Genomic DNA, 20,231 nt, shown 5'->3' with positions numbered 1-20,231 from the left:
TATGGCAGTTAACACAGATAAAAACAGTTATACTATCATCTTTGCCATTATAATGGTAGTGGTAGTTGGTTCAATACTTGCACTAGCTGCAAACGGATTGAAACCAATGATTACTGAGAATATGGAAGCTGAAAAACAGCAGAATATTCTTTATGCAATGAATGTTAATGATAATGAAGGTGATGGCGATGTAACTTTTATTCCTACTGATAGAGTTGCAGGTGAATTTTCAAAATACATCACTAAGCAATATGTTATAGAAGGAACTAAAGTAACAGAAAATCCTGAGGCATATTTAATTGACATCAAGAAAGAAGCAACAAAAGCAAAAAATCCAGAATACACTAGAAAGCTACCAGTTATGGTAGGAGAAAAGGATGGTAAAGTAATTTATGTTGTTCCAGTAAGAGGTAAAGGTCTCTGGGACGCTATCTGGGGATTTGTTGCAATGGATAAATCTATGACAATCCAAGGTGTTTATTTTGATCATAAAGGTGAAACTCCAGGTTTAGGAGCGGAAATTAAGCAACGTTATTTTATGGATGACTTTACAGGTGAGAGTTTCCTTAACGGTAATGCTTTTGAAGCAATCGATGTTGCTAAAGGGAATAATGATCCTTTAAATACAGATAAAACTGATTATGAAGTTGATGCCTTAGCTGGTGCAACTATTACAGGTGACGGTGTTGCAGCAATGCTTAAAAAAGACATCAAAATGTATGTACCTTATTTTCAATCTCTAAACAAATAAGCAATGGGATTATTATCGAAAAAAGACGCAAAACTAATATTAGATCCATTAACGGATGACAACCCAATTACTATTCAAGTACTTGGTATTTGTTCTGCACTAGCAATTACGGCACAGTTAAAGCCTTCTATTGTAATGGCAGTATCAGTAATTTTTGTATTAGGAATAGGAAACGTGGTGATCTCATTAATGAGAAACATCATCCCTTCAAAAATTAGAATTATTGTACAGCTTATCGTTGTAGCAACACTTGTAATTATTGTTGATCAAGTTTTAAAAGCATTTGCTTACGAGCTCAGTAAAGAACTTTCTGTATTTATTGGACTAATTATCACTAACTGTATTATTATGGGTCGTTTTGAAGCATTTGCTCTAGGAAACGGACCTTGGAGATCATTTCTTGATGGTGTAGGTAACGCATTAGGATACGGAGTTATCTTAGTTGTAGTAGGTTTCTTTAGAGAGTTACTTGGTAGTGGAACATTATTCGGTTTCAAAGTTTTAGGAGACCCTATTACTAAAACAGGATTATATGCAATAGGTTACGAAAACAATGGATTTATGGTATTACCTCCAATGGCATTAATTGTAGTTGGAATTATTATCTGGGTACAACGAAGCAGAAACAAAGCACTTATTGAGGAGAATTAATCTTCTTCTAGAAATTTAAAAGAAAATTTTAAAATAGATTTCTTCGGAAATTTTAAAAAATAAAAAGATGTTAGAACACGTTGAACTTTTTTTCAAATCTATCTTTGTTGATAACATGGTATTTGCATATTTCCTTGGAATGTGTTCTTACTTAGCAGTATCTAAAAAGGTAAGTACAGCTGTAGGACTTGGTGCTGCAGTAATATTTGTATTGACGGTTACAGTTCCATTAAACTGGTTTTTAGATCAATATATTTTGCAACCCGGAGCTTTAGCTTGGCTAGATGGTAATCGTGCTACACCAGAGTTAAGTGCATATGCTGATTACGATTTAAGCTTTTTATCTTTTATTCTATTTATTGCGACCATTGCGACAATGGTACAATTAGTAGAAATAATTGTAGAGAAGTTTTCTCCATCATTATATAACTCACTAGGTATTTTCTTACCGCTTATTGCAGTAAACTGCGCAATTTTAGGTGGATCTTTATTTATGCAGTCAAGAGAAATTGAGACAGCTGGATTAGCTTTAAACTACGGATTTAGTTCAGGAATTGGATGGTTTCTAGCCATTGTAGCAATTGCAGCTATTCGAGAAAAAATTCGTTATTCAAATGTACCAGCACCCTTAAGAGGTTTAGGTATTACATTTATCATTACAGGATTAATGGCAATTGGGTTTATGAGTTTTGGAGGTATGTTAACTGGAGGGGATGACGCAGCACCTTCTTTAGAGGGGCAACCAGAAAAAGTGGGATTACAACTTGAAGAATCAATTGAAACTGAGACTGCTCAAGCGGCAGTAATTTCAGAATAATAAAACTTTATACTATGTTTTTAGCAGCAAGTACATTAGGAGTTATAGTAGCAACAGTGGTCGCATTTTTAGTGCTCACACTATTATTAGTTGCACTATTGTTATTTACAAAACAAAAATTATCTCCATCAGGACCAGTTAAAATTACCATTAATGGTGAAAAAGTTATTGAAGTTGCCAGTGGAGGTACATTACTTTCAACACTAGGTAATAATAAAATATTTTTACCATCAGCTTGTGGTGGTGGTGGAACTTGTATTCAGTGTGAATGTCACGTTCTTGAAGGTGGTGGTGAAGCACTACCAACAGAGACACCCCACTTTAGCCGTAAAGAGTTAAAAGAAGGAGCACGTTTATCTTGCCAAGTAAAAGTTAAGCAGGATATGAATATTACGATTCCAGAAGAAGTTTTCGGAATTAAAAAATGGGATGCTGTTGTTGTTAGAAATTATAACGTAGCTTCATTTATTAAAGAATTTGTAGTTGAAATTCCTGAAGATATGAACTACAAAGCTGGTGGGTATATTCAAATTGAAATTCCAGAATGCGAAGTAAACTTTAAAGATATTGATATTACAGCCCACCCAGAAGAACACGAAACTCCAGATAAGTTTCAAGCTGAATGGGATAAGTTTGGTTTATGGCCTTTAGTAATGAAAAATAATGAAGTTGTGGAAAGAGCTTATTCAATGGCTTCTTACCCTGCTGAAGGACGTGAAATTATGTTGAACGTTCGTATTGCTACGCCGCCATGGGATCGCGCTAAAAATCAATGGATGGATGTAAATCCAGGAGTTGCATCATCATATATCTTCAACTTGAAGAAAGGTGATAAGTGTGTCATTTCAGGACCATACGGTGAATTCTTTATTAATCCTTCTGAAAGCGAAATGCTATATGTAGGGGGTGGTGCAGGTATGGCGCCAATGCGTTCTCACTTATATCACCTATTCAAAACATTACGTACAGGTAGAAAAGTAACGTACTGGTATGGTGGGCGTTCTAAGCGTGAGTTGTTTTACTTAGATCACTTTAAGCAATTACAAGATGAGTTTCCAAACTTTAAGTTTTACCTAGCTTTATCTGAACCAGCTGAAGAAGATAACTGGAAAGTAAAAGACGGTATTGAGGGCGAAGGAGATGGATTTGTAGGATTTATACACCAAGTAGTAATAGATAACTATTTGAGTTTACATGAAAACCCAGAAGACATTGAACTGTATTTCTGTGGTCCACCATTAATGAACCAAGCTGTTCAGAAAATGGGTGAAGATTTTGGTATCCCAGATGAGCATATTCGCTTTGATGATTTTGGAGGTTAATTTTAACTTCATAAATATTACATTTAAAAGCCCCCTATCAATTATTGATAGGGGGCTTTTTGTAGTTATTCAATATCATTTAAGGGTTTGTTATTCATAATAAAAAATTATATTTACTATTTGAAAATCAGGTTATTGACTTTTTTTTAACTTGTATAACAATTTTCAATAAATATCATTATGAAAAAATCTCAACTCATTACTTTATTAGTACTAACAAGTGTTTTATTTCTACTTATTACAATCAATCTCAATACTGCTTCGCATATTGATAATGTTCAAAGTCAAAGTGTTTTAGATATTGAATTTTCTAAAGAAGAAATTGAAGGATTGAAGAAGAAAAAAGCATTTTCAATAGTGATGCCTCATTTTAAACAATCATTTACGCAAGCAATACAAGAAACTATGGGTACAACTGATAGTTTTGCAGGTTTCCCTGCAACTTGTTTCGCTCCAGACACGGATCAATCTTACATAGATAATTTTTATGAGAACAGAAATGCCGTAGCGAATAGTTTAGGTTTAAATAACGATTCTAGATTTAATATAGCGAATCGTTGGTTTTCAACTGCTATTAATGGTTCAGGTTTAGGACAAGGTGATATAACAACTTTAACTTGGAGTTATGTTCCAGATGGTACCCCGATAGGAAATGGCGGATGTTCAGTTCCGGGCGAATCATCTGATAACAGTAATTTTATTGCTTTCTTTAATAGCATTTATGGTCCCCCAACAGTTACTGGAGATTATACAACAGCTCCATGGCATAACGTGTTTGTTACTATGTTCAACTCTTGGTCTGAAGCTAGTGGGTTAATTTTCGTTTATGAACCAAATGATGATGGTGCTACTGTAACAGGTTTTGATGGTGTTTTAGGAACTAGAGGTGATATGCGTATTTCTGGTCATGATGTTGATGGTAATAGTAATGTATTGGCTTGTAATTTTTTTCCTAACAATGGAGATATGGTGATAGATACAGCTGATGCTTTTTACATTAATAATCCCACAGTAGGTACTGCTAATGTATTAACTCACGAAATAGGTCACGGTTTAGGAATAGCGCATGTTTGCCCGGTGAATGAAACTAAATTGATGGAACCCTTTGTGACAGTTAACTTTTTAGGTCCTCAGGAAGATGATATTTTAGCGACAAATAGAAACTATGGCGATCCCGATGAAGGTAATGATACTTTTGGTTCTGCCACCTTTTTAGGTTCAAATGTTATTCCAGCTTCATATTCTAAATTACAACGCAGTATTGATGATGATACAGATGTAGATTACTTTTCTTTTACAATAAATGCACCTGCATTATTATCTGCAACACTAAGCCCTACAGGATCCACATATTTAGATGGTCAGCAAAATCCAGTAGATGGTAGTTGTGCTGTTGGAACACCTTTTAATGCTCTTAATATTTCAGATTTAATGTTTGAAGTATTGAATACAAATGGATCTACTGTTATTGCTACTGCTAATACAAATAGTTTTGGTGAAGCTGAAAATTTAACAGACGTCAATTTGCCTTTGGCAGGAACATATTTTGTGAGGGTAAAACAACAAGGAGCTCAGGTGGATAATGTTCAAATGTATGATCTTGACTTATCTTTAATTTCTGCAGTAGTTTTAAATGAAGATGTTACAATTTCTAACATAAGTTCATTTAACGAATTAGAAATGGGATTAACTAATAGTGAGCAATTAGATTTTACACTTTCAAATTTGGGAAGTATTAGTCAGTCAGGAATTCCTTATGAAGTTGCTATTAATAATGTTGTTGTTGCAACCGAAACTTACGCTCCATCTTTACCAGGTGGAACTTCAGTTACTGTTACCGTTCCTATTATGGTAGATTTGTCAAATTTTGGATTTTACAATATTTGTATTACAACATTATTAGCTTCAGATGAAAATACTTCAAATGATGAATTCTGTAAAACAGTATTCCACATTAATTGTATTCCTGAAACTACTAATGATTGTTCTATAGACGGGATAAAACAATTTGTTCTAGGTTCTATTAATGTTGATGATGGATTGCAGGGTTGTAATACAGATTCTGAGATAGGAATTGAAGGTTACTCTAATAGGACAGCTTATATAACTGATCTTGACAAAGCTTCTGGTTTAAACACGCATATTTTACAAGCCTCAACACTTTATGACATAGAACGTATAAAAGTGTGGATTGACCTTAATGATAATGGATTGTTTACAGATGCTGGAGAAGAGTTGTTAAATACGACTTTCACAATTACAGATGGTACTTTAGAAACTTTTAGTATTACTATACCAACAAATACAAGTAATGGTCAAAAGCTTTTGAGGGTAAGGGCTTTTGATGCATTAGAAGATCCATCTACAACAGGCCCTTGTGATGATATCGTATATGGAGAAACTCAGGATTATTTAGTGAATATTATTAATTCTAATTCAGTTTGTATAGGAGAGACAAAAACATGGGTTGGTTCTTGGTCACCCGCAGGTGAGCCAGATGCTACAAACCCTGTAGTAATTGCTACTAATTTTAGTGGTGATCTAGAAGCTTGTTCATTAAGAATTGAATCTAATGCTACACTAACGGTGCCTTCGGGTAATTACATTCGTGTACAAGGAGATATTACTGTAACAAATGGTTCATCTTTAGAGGTGGAACATCAAGGTAGTGTAGTTCAAGTATTGGATGATGCAATAACTATAAATGATGGGGCTATAAACGTAGCTGTCACAACACCAAATTTAATTGCTAGGCAATTTATGGTTGTAGGAAGCCCTATGAGTACTACTAATCAATCAGTTTTTAATGGTGCTCACCAAGTGTTAAATCATAATACTGATAATTACGTTATGTATACCGGTCAAGCTGTAACAGGTGTTAACTTTTATGATGACAATAATAATGATTTAGCAAACCATACTGGAGTTTTAAATCCATCTGAAGGATATATAGTTAGACCTTCACTAACAGCAAGTGGTGCTTATAATTATAACTTCAACAATGGAACTTTAAATAGTGGTAATGTTAGTTATAACGCAGGATTTAATGGCACGCAAGATAATAGTGCTAATTTACTAGCTAATCCATACCCTTCTGCAATTGATGCTAACTTGTTGTTAGGAGATCCGGCCAATGCAACTGTTGTAACCGAACTTTACTTCTGGGAACACTTAACTGCTCCTACAACTACACCAGGACCATATGGTACACAGAATTTTAGTATGGAAGATATTTCTATGTATAACTTAACAGGGCCAATGCCTGCAGCAAATGATCCAGGTACGAGTACAATGCCAAATGGAATTATTTCAACTGGACAGGGCTTTGGTATTAAAGCAAAAGCAAGTGGATCGATAAATTTCACAAACGCTATGCGTGTTACTTCTGGAAATACAACATTGAGAACTTCTGAAGAAATGAACCGTTTATGGCTAAAAGTACGCCAAGAAAATAAAAACACAGGTAGTACTAACCTTATTGGTTTTACTAATGCAGCTACTTCTGGATTAGATGTTGGTTTTGATGCTGATAAGATGGGTACCTCAGTGTCATTATATACGCACCTTCAAGACGGCACGGAGCAATTAAGTATTCAGGCTAGAGAGGCGTTTAATACTTCTATAACTATCCCAATGGGATTCTCAACTTATTTTGATGAAGATTTAACGTACACTATTTCAGTCTTAAATAGCGAAGGAGCTCTTATCTCAAATGCAACAGTGTATTTAATTGATAATTTGTTGGGTACTATTACAAACCTTAATGAAGGAGATTATGAGTTTGCCACTACCGGAGGTGTATTTAATAATCGATTTACAGTACAGTTTGAAAACGAAGAAATACTCGATGTAACAAATAATTTAGTTGAATCTGTTAGATTATTTCCAAATCCAACAACCGATGTTTTACAAATACATTCCCCTAATGCATTAATTGAAAACATCTTTGTTTACGATTTACAAGGGAGAGTTGTTCAAGAAAATGCGTTTGAGGCAACTGAACAAGCTCAACTTAATTTAAACGCTCTTAAATCTGCTATCTATTTTGTGAAGGTTTTCACTGAAAAAGGAATAATAACTAAAAGAGTAATTAAAAACTAAGCTCTGAAAATGCTTTAGTTTAGATTTACCGCTTTCAATATTTTGGAAGCGGTTTTTTATGCTTCTGAAATATTCATTCGGAAAGATAGTTATGTATGTATGAAACGCTTAATTATATTATTAATAGTATTGCTTGGAATTTGGTTCTTCTTTTGGACTAAAAAGGGAGATGTTATTAAAAATACGGCATTGACTTACGTGCTTCCAGTTTCAAATATTAATGAAGCTGGGACTAATATTATTTCAAGATTAAAAATCCCAGAAGGCTTTAAAAGAGATACAGCTGTTGCAGGCAGTTTTCAAAACTATATTCAAGAATATCCTTTAAAAGTGTACGGAAGTAAGGTGATAAACTATGATGGTAAACCTTATTTGTATCAACAAGGACATGTAGGTGTTTTAGAAGTTTCAGTTCCTTCAAATGGTTTACAGCAATGTGCAGATGCCTTGATAAGATTGAGAGCAGATTATCTGTGGAATACAAACCGAAAGAAAGAAATAGGTTTTAAATTCACTTCAGGGCATTATTGTTCTTGGAAAAAATACTCTGAAGGATTTAGGCCTAAAGTTGATGGTAATAAAGTGAGTTTTCATAAAACAGCTTCGGTTAATAATTCAAAAGAGAATTTTTATAACTATCTTAATCTCATGTATACCTACGCAGGTACTCAATCTCTTTTTGCAGAGTTACCTTCAATTGATAAAATTTCAGAATTGAAAATTGGAGATATGCTTATTAAACCTGGCTTTCCGGGTCACGTGGTTATGATTGCAGATATTATTCAGAATGAAAGCGGAGAGCGATTGTTTGCGTTAATTCAGGGAAATACTCCTGCACAAAGCGTACACCTCTTAAAAAACCCGAAAAACACTTCAGTGTCGCCTTGGTTTACCCTTAAAGTAGGAGCTCCGCTTCAGATACCTACATATTACTTTGAAGAAGCTCGATTTATGCGATTTCTATAAACACCAATTTATGTTTTTAGTTAGCAATTGATAGAGAACAAAAAGTTAAATGACCTAAGAATATTTCATTTTACATTATTTTTGTAATGTTTAAATAACACAACAATTCTCCATGTCGCAAGAACTTTCAAAACAGGAATTACATAACCTCGCAATGAATATTGTGGGAGAAGATATGAAAGCTAAAGGCTTCGAGTTTTTAGGAGTAAATAGTAAAATAGGTAAGGATCCACAATTTGTGGGTCTTAAAAATAAAGACCTTCATTTTGTAATTGTTAGAAGCTCCTCTTATCCTCAAGATGCTAATGTCTATGATCCAGTTTTTATGCAAACAATCAAAGAACATGCAAATGCGTTTGATGCTAAAACGTATTATGCTGGAGTAGGATTAGGGCACGGAGATGATTATGCTAAACCTGTTTTAAAAGATGAGCCTTATACAATGGTGTATAAAGGACTTCAAGAAATAATATGAAAAATATATTCGCACTTTTAATGGTATTAAGTATTTGCTCTTGTGCTACTGAAAAGAGCCCAGAACTTAAAGTTTTACAGGGTGATGCTTTTGGTACTACTTACACCATTCAATATTTTACCGCTACAGAGTTTAAGGCTGAAAAGGGAATTGATTCAGTATTGTATGCTGTAAACAAATCAATGAGTACATACTTGCCACAGAGTGATATTTCTAAAATAAATCGCGGAGATACTACAGTAGTTGTAGACGATATGTTCAAGGAAGTTTGGCGTATCTCAGAAACGGTACATACAAATAGTAAAGGTTATTTTGACCCTACAGTCGGGACTTTGCGAAATGCATATGGTTTTGGAGATACTAAACCTGTAGCTGAAATAGATATTGCAACACTTGATAGTTTAAGAGAATTGGTTGGGTTTAGAAAATTTCAGATTAATGAAAACGGGACCATAACTAAATCTAACCCTAATGTGTATATCGACTTTAATGCAGTAGCAAAAGGATACGGAATTGATCAATTGGGAAATTTTCTAGAATCAAATAATATTACCGACTATATTATTGAGTTAGGTGGAGAAATACTTGCTAAAGGCCGAAATGTTAAGAAAGATAGCTTTTGGATTTCAGGTGTTGAAGCTTTGGATTCTGATGTAGACAACCGTAAGGCGACTGTGCTTTTCAAATTAGAAAATAGGGGTCTTGCTGGATCTGGAAACTATAGGAAATATAGAATAGATGATATTACGGGAAAAAAGTATGTTCATACTATAAACCCGTTAACAGGGCTCGCAGAACAAAGTGATGTAACTAGCGCCACGATAATAGCACCGTCTTGTGCTCTAGCTGATGCATATGCTACAGCTTGTATGGCAATGGGCTTTGAACGCGCTAAAAAAATGTTGTCTGGCTTAGATGGGGTAGAAGCGTATCTAACATACACAGATACTGAAAATGCAACGCAAGTTTATTCTACTGAGGGATTTAAAAAGTTAGTGTTAAACTAGTTTTTTACAAACAGGAATTAGTTCGCCATCAGCTAAACGAAATTTATCAATAGCTTCTTTTGAGAGTTGCTTTGTGTAATCTACAGCCTCAACATTAAAGCCTATGCGTTCTAATTTAGTGAAATAATCCATTCCATAAACTCTTACATGATCATATTGACCAAAAATACGAGTTCTTTCAGCTTGATCTGTAATGGAGTCATCCTCAAAAGTTGTAGCTCTATCAGCTTCGTAAGGAACTTGTAAAACTGCCATGCCTCCAGGAGCCAAAACACGATATAATTCTTTCATAGCTTTTGTGTCGTCTGGAATGTGCTCTAATACATGATTGCAAATAATCACATCGTAGCTATTATCCTTAAAAGGCAGATTGCATATATCAGCTTTAATGTCTGCAATTGGTGAATTTAAGTCTGTTGTAGTGTACTCCAGATTTTTCATTTGCTTAAACTTTCTTAAAAAAGCTTGTTCAGGAGCAAAATGTAAAACCCTTTTTTTAGCTGTAAAAAAATCGGTTTTATTAGTTAAATATAACCAGAAAAGTCTGTGTCGTTCGAGTGAAAGTGTGCCTGGAGCAAGTACATTTTCTCTTACCTTTTCATAACCGTAAGGTAAAAATTTACGGTACGATTTCCCGTCTATTGGGTCAGTGTATTTTGATCCTCTAAGGTAAAAAGCGACTAAAGGGCGTACGAGATAACTTATTCTGATTAAAAATGTTCGAGGAAATAGGTTAAGGAAAAATTTGAAAATTTTGGACATAGATTGTTATGCTCTAAATTCATCTTCTTCATTGCTCTTAATGCCTAATGCTTCGTATACGTAATCAAAGGTTGATAGCAATTGTGGTTTTCCGTCAACAATAGCAACATCGTGTTCAAAGTGCGCACTAGGCTTACCGTCTTGCGTTACAATTGTCCAGCCATCTGGTAATTGAGTAATTCTTCTTGTGCCTAAATTGATCATAGGTTCAATAGCCACTGTCATACCTTCAACGAATTTTTTTCCTCTACCTCGACGACCATAGTTAGGCATTTCAGGATCTTCGTGCATAGTTCGACCTAGTCCGTGTCCTACTAGTTCTCTAACTACTCCGTAACCTTTTTCTTCACAGTACTTTTGAATTGCAAAGCCTACATCTCCTACGCGGTTTCCAATTTTCAATTCTCTTATACCTATGTAAAGTGATTCCTTTGTTGTTTGAAGTAATTTTCTTGTTTCTTCTTTTACAACACCAACTTCAAAAGTATATGCGTGATCTCCGTAAAAACCATTTTTTATGGCACCGCAATCTATACTAACAACATCTCCTTCTTTTAAAGGAATGTCTGTTGGCAAGCCGTGAACAACAGCTTCATTTACACTACATAGCAATGTTGAAGGGCAATCATATAATCCTAAAAATCCTGGAATGGCATCTTGTTCTCTAATATAGGCTTCGGCTAGATCATTAAGTGTATTTGTTGTTACGCCTACTTTTACTTCTTTAGCTAACATCCCTAAGGTTTTTGAAACTACATGCGCTGCTTCACGCATAAGCTCAATCTCTTCTCTTGTTTTTGTAATGATCATTCTTTAGAATTTAAACCAACCTTTTTTCTTAGGCTGTATGTGTGTAGGCCCTGTAGGTCCTATTATTTCTTGATAAATTTCTCCCCAACTTTTCATTCCTCCAATATTTCTATCATCTATAAAAATATCAGCGTTAATTTTCCGACTATATTCTGGGTCAAATACTTCTTCTGGAAAGCTTTTATTAACGGCATAAAATTCAATGCCATTTTTTTTACAGAATTCAACTGCTTCATTCAAAGCTCTTCCTCTTCGATATGTCCATAAAATTGTACGATGCCCATTCTCTTGAAGTTTTTTTATTGTTTCAAAAGCAAAAATGATAGGTTTCCCAATTTTAGGATACGCATCGTGGACAATAGTTCCATCAAAATCTATAGCGATAGTTAATGATTCAGTTTTCATAGAGCTGCAAAATTACAAAGAATATAAAGGAAATTATAGTAATTATTCTGAGTAGGCTGGAGTATATGGTTCTCCTTTTAAAATTGTGATAAAGTCGTCTTCTAATGTATCACCTTGAGTATACTCAACAATACGGTTAAGTTCTTTTCCGTTTTTCAAAAATATAATTGTTGGAACATACTCTAAATCATACCCTTTTTCAAGTCCAGATGGTGTTTCTTTGTCGTGAGATACAGCGGCAATTTCCATTGAGCTCAAGTTGTAATCAATAGTGTGGAGAATTTTATATAAACGTGGAATTTCACGTTGGCTATCCTCGCACCAAGTTCCCATAAAAACTTTTAAAGTTACACCATCTATTAATGTTTTAATTTCTTGAAGTTTAGTTGGATTTGGCTTGTAACTCTCAAACTCCTCGTACATCCATGGGAAATGAGATTGATCTTTAAAACCTTCTTGGTTTACAAGACCGAGCAACATTTTTTCACCTTCATTTTCTGGGTCATCGACCATTGAGTTTAGGTCGTCAGTTGTAGGATTGTTTTCTTCAAGTAATACGTTTTCAACTGTGTTTTCTTCTGAAATATTCTTTTCGTTATTCTTGCAGCTAGTAAATGACACTGCAAGAAATAATGAAAAAGTGATTGAGATTTTTGAGAAATTTGTCATAATTGAATTTATATTATTGAATGTTGTGTCATTACTTCCGGTTGTGGAATATCTAAAATTTTTAAAATAGTAGGGGCAATATCACCTAACACACCATCTGAAACTTTTTTGATGTCATTATCTACAATAATAACTGGAACTGGATTGATTGTATGTGCTGTATTTGGTGAGCCATCAGGATTTCGCATTGTTTCGCTATTTCCGTGATCTGCAATAATTATAGTTACATATCCATTTGCTAAGGCTGTTTCAGTAACTTCTTGTGCGCATTTATCAACTACTTCACATGCTTTAACAGCTGCTTCAAATACACCTGTGTGACCTACCATGTCAGGGTTTGCAAAATTTAAGCAAATAAAATCTGCAGAGCGTTCTTTTATTTCAGGTATAATTTTATCTCTAATCTCGAAGGCACTCATTTCTGGTTTTAAATCATAAGTGGCAACTTTAGGTGATGGACATAAAATTCTTTTTTCTCCTTCAAAAGGTTTCTCACGACCTCCATTAAAGAAAAATGTAACGTGTGGGTATTTCTCCGTTTCGGCAATCCTAATTTGAGTTTTGTTATGCTTCTCTAGAACTTCTCCTAGTGTTTCAATAATATTATCCTTATCATAGATTACATGGATGTTATTAAATGTAGCATCATAATTAGTAAGGGTTGTAAAATGAAGTTTTAATGGCTTCATTCCATATTCAGGATGCGCTTTTTGACTAAGAACTTCTGTTAATTCACGACCTCTGTCTGTTCTAAAATTAAAAAATAACACTGCATCACCTTCTTCAATTATAGCTAATGGTTGAGAGTTCTCATCTGTTAAAACAATAGGTTCAATAAACTCATCAGTAGTTCCGGTTTCATATTGAGATTTAATTGAAGCTACAGCATCTTTAGATTTAGTTCCTATTCCTTTGCAAATAACATCATATGTTTTTTGAATACGTTCCCATCGTTGGTCACGATCCATAGCATAATAACGCCCTATGACACTTGCGATTTTTCCAGTAGAATTGTTAAGGTGGTTTTGTAGATTTTCTATGTGATCTGCACCAGATTTAGGGTCTACATCGCGTCCATCTGTAAAAGCATGAACAAATAAATCTTTAACTCCGTATGCGTCAGCAGCAGAAATTAAAGCCTTAATATGATTGATGTGCGAATGCACCCCACCGTCTGAAACAAGGCCAATTAAATGAAGTTTTTTTCCATTTTTGATAGCATACTCAAAACTATTTTTGAGTACTTGCTCATCTTTAAGAGTGTTATTTTCTATTGCCAGATTTATTTTAGCAAGATCTTGATATACAATGCGTCCTGCACCTAAATTCATATGTCCTACTTCGCTATTTCCCATTTGTCCTTCAGGAAGACCTACATTCATTCCGTGGGTAAGTAAGTTAGCGTGAGGGTACTTTATTAAAGCTTGGTCAATAAAAGGAGTTTTTGCTTGAGCTATTGCAGAAACGCTAGGGTCTTGTGTATTACCCCAGCCATCTAAAATCATTAAGAGTACTTTTTTTTCCATTCCCAAAGATACTGAGAATCTCAATCTTTCAATAGTTTGAAATGTAAAATGAATTTATAGTACTATATTTTTTACAGATTGATGTTATTGAGTAATATTTCGGCTAAAAAAATAATTCAGTTTTATCTCTCACAAGGCATTCCTTGTGTTTTAATTTTAATTCCTTGAACCATTCTTACGCTAGTAATAGCATTGTTTTTAATGAAGTTTGAACTGTCTCCGTCACCTACATAAATTCCATAGCGTCCTACTGGAGCATCTGTGTTAATAGGGCTTAGTGGCATAGAAATTACATTTCCTTGAACGCTGTTTTCAATATTGTAACCAGCTGTGCCATCTCTGGTTGATGTACATTCTATATGGATGCCATCAAAGTTTTTAAGGTCGCCCGTGCTAATTGTTTGGTATTTTCCATTTACTGCAGGTCTAATATAGGCCTGTCTATTAAAATTCATTATGGTGTTTGAATGAATAGTAGAGTTTCTAGAGCGTTCTATATAGATTCCATGTTGGCGTTTATTAATAACTTGATTGTTTGTTATTGAAATGTGATCTGCATAACGTACTCGAATTCCATGTCCTTGAGGGAAGCTGCTAGTCTCGTCACAATTTTTTGGATTGCTTGGGTTTCCTTCTTCGCATCGAGGGTATAGTTTGTTTGGGTTCCAAGTAAATGAGCCGTCAATTAAGTTGTTTGAAATAGTTCCGTAAATTCCACCATAAGCTTTAATGGCAGTGTCAGTTGAACTCAATATTACATTGTTGTCAATTTTAGTTCTGTCAACACTTCCTTCAAAAAATGTTTTACTATCGTCTGAGTAATTGTTTGTAATCTGATTGTAAAAACCACTAACAAAATAACTTTCGGGGTTTTTGTGATATGGATCTGGGAAGAAGTGTCCTTTCGCAGCAATTATTTTAATGCAAGCAGCATCGTTTAAAAATTCATCTTGAAAAAAGCCTCCCATACTATGGAATCTATTTCTGTCGATGACATGTCCGCGGAAATTTGGATTTGTTAAAGTATCTCCTTTTGCATTAATGTATTTAGCTTCTTGAAGATTTACCCCAATATAGGATGCTACAAAATGATTGTCAATGATCTTCAAATTGGTTCCCTCGCCATAAATACAGTTTTTAAAATTTAAGAAACCACAGTTAGTTACTAATGCGTCAACGTCCTTTACAGGGTCTGGGTAATTTGGGTTAGTGGGAATACTTCTTATAAAATTAAGGGCAGTAGCTTTACTTTTTCCGCCTTTTGTCAAGTATTCTTTTTTACCGTTATAGCCAGTAAAGTTTAAGTATGATATTACTACTCCTGGTTGTTTAATTTCAAATAAAACATCTAAGTTTGGGTTAACAACAGTTAGGTTGTTAGATGGTCCTTCAGCAGGGAAGTAGTTTACGTTGTTCCCTTTTATGTGTATTGTTTTTGTGTCAACTAAAACAGTATTGCTGATGCGGTATTCAATACCTCTTAACAACACAGTTCCACCTTCTACACAAGCTCTAATGGCTCTAGATAGAAAAGGGTCGTCATCAATTTCCGAATTATTTTGATAGGAACATATCCCAAACCATTCTGGAACGATATCTTGATTATGGATTTTAAGGTTATGATTTTTCTCAGTTATGAAAATGTGTTTTCCGTTTGAAGTAATTTTACCTTTAATGATAACTTCTGTTGAATGATCTATTACTAGTTTACTCCAATTTTCAAAAACCAAGTCAATGGTTACTGGAATATTAAGTTTTTCTCGAACTAAAATGTTATCTCTAAGTACAATTGTACCATATCTATTTCCTTTTTTCTGAATTTGATCAACAGCATCTTGGATTGATTTATTTGAACCTTTTTCGAGAACTACTTCGGTTTGAGCACTTGTATTATTGAAGAAAAAAAATGCTGTAACTAGAAAAATAAATAATCTCATTATTGTGCGAATTCAGAATTATAGACTTTGATGGATTCCTTTATTTGTTCAATTCTATTTTCTGGGTCAGGGTGTGTGCTTTTGTGTTCGGGTACTCTGTTTGGACCTGCGCTAGCTTTTAAAATCTCCATAACCTTAATCATCTCATAAGGATCGTAACCAGCTTTAATCATAAACCTAACTCCCAAATCATCACTTTCTAACTCATCGCCACGCCCATTAGTTAGTAATTTATTGGCTCCCATATTAGATATAAGTCCGCCCATATCTGCACCTACAGATCCTGCTTGAGCTAAGCCTTGCCACAATCCAGATTCTGCTATACGCTCACTAGAGTGACGACCAAGAACGTGGCCTATTTCGTGCGCAAGTACACCTGCTAATTGGTCTTCACTTTCTAATTGAGAGAATAAAGCATAAGTTATAAAAATTTGTCCACCAGGTAATGCAAATGCATTGATGGTTTGACTATCAGCTAATAAGTGGAAATCATATTGATATTCACTTGTAGCGGCCATTGAGTTGTCTACTAAACGTTTACCTACTTGGTCAACTAGTTGTTGTGCTCTCTCGTCAGGGAAAAGTCCGCCATATTCTTGTGCCATTTGAGGAGCAGATTGTAATCCCATGGCAATCTCTTCATTAGGATCAAGAGCCATTGCTTGTTCGCGACCTGTATATTTGTTTATTTCTTTGCTATTGCAATATTGAAAATAAGTAAAGGCAGCAATAGCTAGACCTATCATAATGCGTATTTTCCAACTTCCTCTCATGACTGTAATTGTTTAGGTGTTTTTAGTTTGTTACCAGTGTAGTAATCAACTTTTGCAAGATAAATATAATCGACTTTAATCAGTTGAAATACAGTGTGTCTATATCGATTATTGAATTGCGTATATCGAAAACCAAATCTACTAAAGTAAATCCGGATTTATATCTAAAATGTTCTCTTTGCGGTATTTAGCAATAAATTGATCAGTAAAAAAATCACTTCCTTTAATTTTTTCAGCTTGCATGATAGCTTTTACATCTAGTGCTCTGTAGGCTTTAAGCATAGGGATTGAAACTGGCGCATAGCTAAAATGCCAAGGTTCATATTCAAACCCTTTTCTGTTAGCATTGTCTGTGTAAACTTCGTAAAATCCGAAACTTTCAGCATTTTTATTTAACCATTCTTTCAATTTGCAAAATGGTCCATTGCCGTGAAAATTTTTTTCTTGCAAAACGCTTTTTGGTCTAGGTACATTTGCATCAATGATGTCAATATCTGTTCCCCAATGATGGCGAGATGTCCCTGGGATTGTGGAGTATTCTATAATTTTATCAATGGCTTGCTCTGGTGAAAGACCTTGTTTTGTAAACTTATTGTATTTGCTTTCAAATATTTCACGCTGCCTTTGGAAACTGCGATAAGATGATACAACTTCAATGTCAAAACCCTCTTTTGCAGCGGCTGCTTTCATTTTTAAAAATGCAGTTTTTGCATCTTTATGCATTTTACTTGTATAAGTTTCCCCTACAATATCTGGATTACCTGTTCCTATTAACTGCGAAACTGTAAATGTTTGTTCGCTTTGTGCAAATACTTGAGTAGTTGCGATAGTATAAACCGCAATTATTAGCAATCGAGTTAAATATAGTTTAGCTTTCATTTTATATCTTCGTGTAGACCTGTTCACCGTTATTAATTTGATTTAAAAGTACCATTAATTTGAAAGCTACAATCGATATTAGGCTAATTAAAGCTTCTGAAATTTTAACCATTTTACCACTGCTCTCTCAATTAGGGAATCATAAAGTGGACCAAAAAGTGTTGACTGAGCGAATTTCAGAAATGATTTTACAAAATTACGAATGTGCAGGTATTTATGATGGTTCACAATTAATAGGGTGTTGTGGGTTATGGTTTCAAACACGACATTACGCCGGCCGAAGCATAGAGTTAGATCACGTAATTATAAACCCAACGTACCGAAGCCAAGGAATAGGTGCTCAATTGTTAGATTTTGTTTACGAATATGCTGAGTCTAAAAATTGTAATTGGGTAGAGCTTAATACCTACGTCGATAATTTTCCATCACATAAATTCTATAACAATCACGGCTTTGTAGCCAAAGGATATCATTTTGTAAAAATACTTAAGTAAGAAGTTGATATTTGGTTTTTAGAATAAGCTCTATCTTTATAAAGAAATAGTATAGTGTTTAATTATGAAAAAGCACATAATTTATATTCCTTTAGCAGTAATTTTAGTTACTCAATTAATATATCCAGGTAAACACATAGCCTTTCAGTTGATGTGTTTAGGGGTTATGTTTATCCTTGCTATTTTTCTTTTTTTCAAAAGATGTAAGTCGCAAAAGAATAAGTAGTTTGTTATTTGAGGGACTATTTCTATTTAAAAATTGATTGAACTTCCACTATCTATTTCCCTAGCTTCTTTTCCTTGCTCAAATATTCGGGCTGTCAAATTTCCGCAGAGTGTAATTGTATCACCTTTTACATCTAGCCAACTACCTTCTCTAAGTCCAACAACAGGTACCGTATTTTGAGTGTGGTATTCCTTAATGCGTGTTTCGCGAGTTTCTCCCATATGCGTTCCTGTAGGGTCTGGGTCTAAATAATGCGCGTTAATGTTAAAAGGAATTATACCTAATGTTTTAAATGAAGGTGGGTACACTATAGGCATATCATTAGTGTTTTGCATGGTCACTCCGCAAATATTACTTCCCGCACTTGTGCCTAAATAAGGGGTGCCATTCAATAAAATTTCGCGCAAAGGAGCCATTACTTGATAAGCGTACATTTGCTTCACTAATAAAAAAGTGTTTCCTCCTCCTGTAAAAATGGCTTTTGCATTTTTAATGGCATTAGTAGGATCTTCAAAAGTGTGAAGCCCAACAACTTTCTTGTCTATATTATTAAAAGCTTTTTGGACTCTTGAGGTGTACTCATCGTGAGTAATTCCGCTAGGTCGAGCGAAAGGAATAAACAGTATTTCATCAGCATCTTTAAAGTGAATTTCAAGAGTTTTGAGAAGGTATTCTAGATAAGTCCCACCGTGTAAGGTTGAGGTACTTGCAACAATTGCGTTTTTCATTCGTATTTATTAAAACGTAAAGCTACTAAAATAGTGGATGTTTTAATAAGTCTCAAGTAACAATTTATCCCTTTAATTGACTAACTTTATGATATGAAAACTACGCACTTATTATTGTTTTTTCTTTTTATTTCTTTAAGTTCTTTTGCTCAAGAAATTAGCCGCATCCCTATTGATGGTTCTATAACAGCACCTGTGGGTGAACCTGTTGAAGGGATTCATATTTATAATATTTCAGCTCAAAAAGGAACTATTACAGATGAAAATGGTTTTTTTAAAATGGAGATGGCAGTTAATGATCGTTTAGAGGTTACCGCTTTGCAATTTGTGAGTTTTAAAGTGGTAATTGATGAAGGTGTTATTAAAAATAAACAGGTTAAAATTTATATGAACCCTGCAGTAAACGAACTTGCCGAAGTGATAATTAGACCCTATGATTTAACAGGGAATATTAAAGTAGATGTTAGTAAAATCAAAACGTTTGACGTTGCTAAAAATTTAGATTTATCTTACGAAGAAATCACTTTTGCGTACGATTTTGCTCCGGATGCTCAAACTTCAATTAAAGGTAATTATGCTGAAGAAGTTTTTTATAACGGTCAATCTCAAAATGGGGGAAATGTTTTAGGATTGGTTGCTTTGTTAGCTGATGCAATATTTAGATCCTCAGTAAAAACTAAATTTCCAGAACAGTTGGAAGCTGAAAATCAGAAATTGCTACATAGTTTTAAAGCTCGTTTTACAGATGAAATAATGGTGAGTAGGTTCCATATTCCGGAAGATAAAGCAGCACAATTTAGATATTATTTAGAGGATCAAAATATTCCACAAAATTTAATGAAATTAGAAAATGAGTTGTTGCTTTTTGAATATATAAAAATGCAAAGCAGCTTATTTTTAAAAGAGTTTAAAGAATAGACACATAGCGAAAG

General features: G+C 34.3%; 19 protein-coding genes. 10 read left to right on the top strand and 9 right to left on the bottom strand.

The features are described from left to right. Position 1 precedes the first annotated feature (1 nt). The 8 genes from GBH57_RS09665 (at position 2) to GBH57_RS09630 (ending at position 10,090) form a co-directional block, all read left to right on the top strand. Entirely contained in the window at positions 2-751 is a 750-nt protein-coding gene (locus GBH57_RS09665) for a Na(+)-translocating NADH-quinone reductase subunit C (protein WP_151674287.1), read from the top strand. 3 nt (positions 752-754) lie between these two features. Then, positions 755-1,402 carry an NADH:ubiquinone reductase (Na(+)-transporting) subunit D gene (locus GBH57_RS09660; RefSeq protein WP_151674286.1) on the top strand — a complete coding sequence of 216 codons (648 nt, stop codon included), beginning with the start codon at positions 755-757 and terminating at the stop codon, positions 1,400-1,402. 67 nt (positions 1,403-1,469) lie between these two features. Then, a complete protein-coding gene (gene nqrE, locus GBH57_RS09655; RefSeq protein WP_151674285.1) occupies positions 1,470-2,219 on the top strand; it encodes an NADH:ubiquinone reductase (Na(+)-transporting) subunit E in 750 nt (249 codons plus the stop codon). Positions 2,220-2,233: 14 nt separating this feature from the next. Continuing rightward, positions 2,234-3,541 (top strand): NADH:ubiquinone reductase (Na(+)-transporting) subunit F, encoded by a 1,308-nt coding sequence (nqrF, locus tag GBH57_RS09650; protein ID WP_151674284.1) that lies wholly within the window; start codon positions 2,234-2,236, stop codon positions 3,539-3,541. 180 nt (positions 3,542-3,721) lie between these two features. After that, positions 3,722-7,642, top strand: a complete 3,921-nt coding sequence (locus tag GBH57_RS09645) for a zinc-dependent metalloprotease (RefSeq protein ID WP_151674283.1) — start codon at positions 3,722-3,724, stop codon at positions 7,640-7,642. Between the two features lie 99 nt (positions 7,643-7,741). Next, positions 7,742-8,608 carry a DUF4846 domain-containing protein gene (locus tag GBH57_RS09640; protein WP_151674282.1) on the top strand — a complete coding sequence of 289 codons (867 nt, stop codon included), beginning with the start codon at positions 7,742-7,744 and terminating at the stop codon, positions 8,606-8,608. A 112-nt stretch (positions 8,609-8,720) separates the two neighbouring features. Beyond that, positions 8,721-9,083, top strand: coding sequence for a DUF8840 domain-containing protein (locus GBH57_RS09635; RefSeq protein ID WP_151674281.1), 363 nt, complete (start codon positions 8,721-8,723; stop codon positions 9,081-9,083). After that, on the top strand, positions 9,080-10,090 hold the full coding sequence (locus GBH57_RS09630) for an FAD:protein FMN transferase (protein WP_151674280.1): 1,011 nt from the start codon (positions 9,080-9,082) through the stop codon (positions 10,088-10,090). Before GBH57_RS09635 ends, GBH57_RS09630 begins: the two co-directional genes overlap by 4 nt. On the opposite strand, the gene GBH57_RS09625 is transcribed toward GBH57_RS09630, so the two are convergent. The 8 genes from GBH57_RS09625 to GBH57_RS09590 all read right to left on the bottom strand — a co-directional run bounded on the left by GBH57_RS09625 (position 10,082) and on the right by GBH57_RS09590 (position 17,851). Further along, entirely contained in the window at positions 10,082-10,852 is a 771-nt protein-coding gene (locus GBH57_RS09625; protein WP_151674279.1) for a class I SAM-dependent methyltransferase, read from the bottom strand. The genes GBH57_RS09630 and GBH57_RS09625 overlap by 9 nt on opposite strands. A 6-nt stretch (positions 10,853-10,858) precedes the next feature. Then, positions 10,859-11,662 (bottom strand): type I methionyl aminopeptidase, encoded by an 804-nt coding sequence (gene map, locus GBH57_RS09620; protein ID WP_151674278.1) that lies wholly within the window; start codon positions 11,660-11,662, stop codon positions 10,859-10,861. A gap of 3 nt (positions 11,663-11,665) precedes the next feature. Continuing rightward, positions 11,666-12,067, bottom strand: coding sequence for a BT0820 family HAD-type phosphatase (locus GBH57_RS09615; RefSeq protein WP_151674277.1), 402 nt, complete (start codon positions 12,065-12,067; stop codon positions 11,666-11,668). Between the two features lie 42 nt (positions 12,068-12,109). After that, positions 12,110-12,736, bottom strand: coding sequence for a TlpA family protein disulfide reductase (locus GBH57_RS09610; protein WP_151674276.1), 627 nt, complete (start codon positions 12,734-12,736; stop codon positions 12,110-12,112). 8 nt (positions 12,737-12,744) lie between these two features. Further along, positions 12,745-14,262 (bottom strand): 2,3-bisphosphoglycerate-independent phosphoglycerate mutase, encoded by a 1,518-nt coding sequence (gpmI, locus tag GBH57_RS09605; protein WP_151674275.1) that lies wholly within the window; start codon positions 14,260-14,262, stop codon positions 12,745-12,747. 122 nt (positions 14,263-14,384) lie between these two features. Next, positions 14,385-16,199, bottom strand: coding sequence for a NosD domain-containing protein (locus tag GBH57_RS09600; protein ID WP_151674274.1), 1,815 nt, complete (start codon positions 16,197-16,199; stop codon positions 14,385-14,387). Next, positions 16,199-16,972: a M48 family metalloprotease gene (locus GBH57_RS09595; protein ID WP_151674273.1), complete on the bottom strand. Its 774-nt coding sequence runs from the start codon at positions 16,970-16,972 to the stop codon at positions 16,199-16,201. The genes GBH57_RS09600 and GBH57_RS09595 overlap by 1 nt, the downstream gene beginning before the upstream one ends. 141 nt (positions 16,973-17,113) lie before the next feature. After that, on the bottom strand, positions 17,114-17,851 hold the full coding sequence (locus GBH57_RS09590) for a M15 family metallopeptidase (protein WP_151674272.1): 738 nt from the start codon (positions 17,849-17,851) through the stop codon (positions 17,114-17,116). Between the two features lie 59 nt (positions 17,852-17,910). Here GBH57_RS09590 and GBH57_RS09585 point away from each other — a divergent pair, with 59 nt between their 5' ends. Then, complete coding sequence (locus GBH57_RS09585) at positions 17,911-18,345, top strand: GNAT family N-acetyltransferase (RefSeq protein WP_235904684.1); 435 nt, start codon at positions 17,911-17,913, stop codon at positions 18,343-18,345. 252 nt (positions 18,346-18,597) lie between these two features. Here the strand turns inward: GBH57_RS09585 and pepE are convergent, their stop codons facing one another. Continuing rightward, on the bottom strand, positions 18,598-19,299 hold the full coding sequence (gene pepE / locus GBH57_RS09580) for a dipeptidase PepE (protein ID WP_151674271.1): 702 nt from the start codon (positions 19,297-19,299) through the stop codon (positions 18,598-18,600). 93 nt (positions 19,300-19,392) lie between these two features. Between pepE and GBH57_RS09575 the strand changes: the two genes are divergently transcribed. Then, a complete protein-coding gene (locus tag GBH57_RS09575; protein WP_151674270.1) occupies positions 19,393-20,217 on the top strand; it encodes a carboxypeptidase-like regulatory domain-containing protein in 825 nt (274 codons plus the stop codon). Positions 20,218-20,231 lie beyond the last annotated feature (14 nt).

The sequence above is a fragment of the Patiriisocius marinus genome (genome assembly GCF_008974325.1).
In the GTDB taxonomy this organism is placed as follows: Bacteria; Bacteroidota; Bacteroidia; order Flavobacteriales; family Flavobacteriaceae; genus Patiriisocius; species Patiriisocius marinus.
This window is presented reverse-complemented; position numbering and strand designations above follow the sequence as displayed.

What these genes read in the sequence shown, in the direction of transcription:
- GBH57_RS09645 (WP_151674283.1), top strand. Translation starts at nt 3,722, where the DNA reads ATGAAAAAATCTCAACTCATTACTTTATTAGTACTAACAAGTGTTTTA.
- GBH57_RS09660 (WP_151674286.1), top strand. Translation starts at nt 755, where the DNA reads ATGGGATTATTATCGAAAAAAGACGCAAAACTAATATTAGATCCATTA.
- GBH57_RS09625 (WP_151674279.1), bottom strand. Translation starts at nt 10,852, where the DNA reads ATGTCCAAAATTTTCAAATTTTTCCTTAACCTATTTCCTCGAACATTT.
- GBH57_RS09635 (WP_151674281.1), top strand. Translation starts at nt 8,721, where the DNA reads ATGTCGCAAGAACTTTCAAAACAGGAATTACATAACCTCGCAATGAAT.
- GBH57_RS09575 (WP_151674270.1), top strand. Translation starts at nt 19,393, where the DNA reads ATGAAAACTACGCACTTATTATTGTTTTTTCTTTTTATTTCTTTAAGT.
- nqrE (WP_151674285.1), top strand. Translation starts at nt 1,470, where the DNA reads ATGTTAGAACACGTTGAACTTTTTTTCAAATCTATCTTTGTTGATAAC.
- GBH57_RS09665 (WP_151674287.1), top strand. Translation starts at nt 2, where the DNA reads ATGGCAGTTAACACAGATAAAAACAGTTATACTATCATCTTTGCCATT.
- GBH57_RS09610 (WP_151674276.1), bottom strand. Translation starts at nt 12,736, where the DNA reads ATGACAAATTTCTCAAAAATCTCAATCACTTTTTCATTATTTCTTGCA.
- nqrF (WP_151674284.1), top strand. Translation starts at nt 2,234, where the DNA reads ATGTTTTTAGCAGCAAGTACATTAGGAGTTATAGTAGCAACAGTGGTC.
- GBH57_RS09595 (WP_151674273.1), bottom strand. Translation starts at nt 16,972, where the DNA reads ATGAGAGGAAGTTGGAAAATACGCATTATGATAGGTCTAGCTATTGCT.
- GBH57_RS09615 (WP_151674277.1), bottom strand. Translation starts at nt 12,067, where the DNA reads ATGAAAACTGAATCATTAACTATCGCTATAGATTTTGATGGAACTATT.
- GBH57_RS09630 (WP_151674280.1), top strand. Translation starts at nt 9,080, where the DNA reads ATGAAAAATATATTCGCACTTTTAATGGTATTAAGTATTTGCTCTTGT.
- map (WP_151674278.1), bottom strand. Translation starts at nt 11,662, where the DNA reads ATGATCATTACAAAAACAAGAGAAGAGATTGAGCTTATGCGTGAAGCA.
- GBH57_RS09640 (WP_151674282.1), top strand. Translation starts at nt 7,742, where the DNA reads ATGAAACGCTTAATTATATTATTAATAGTATTGCTTGGAATTTGGTTC.
- GBH57_RS09590 (WP_151674272.1), bottom strand. Translation starts at nt 17,851, where the DNA reads ATGAAAGCTAAACTATATTTAACTCGATTGCTAATAATTGCGGTTTAT.
- pepE (WP_151674271.1), bottom strand. Translation starts at nt 19,299, where the DNA reads ATGAAAAACGCAATTGTTGCAAGTACCTCAACCTTACACGGTGGGACT.
- GBH57_RS09600 (WP_151674274.1), bottom strand. Translation starts at nt 16,199, where the DNA reads ATGAGATTATTTATTTTTCTAGTTACAGCATTTTTTTTCTTCAATAAT.
- gpmI (WP_151674275.1), bottom strand. Translation starts at nt 14,262, where the DNA reads ATGGAAAAAAAAGTACTCTTAATGATTTTAGATGGCTGGGGTAATACA.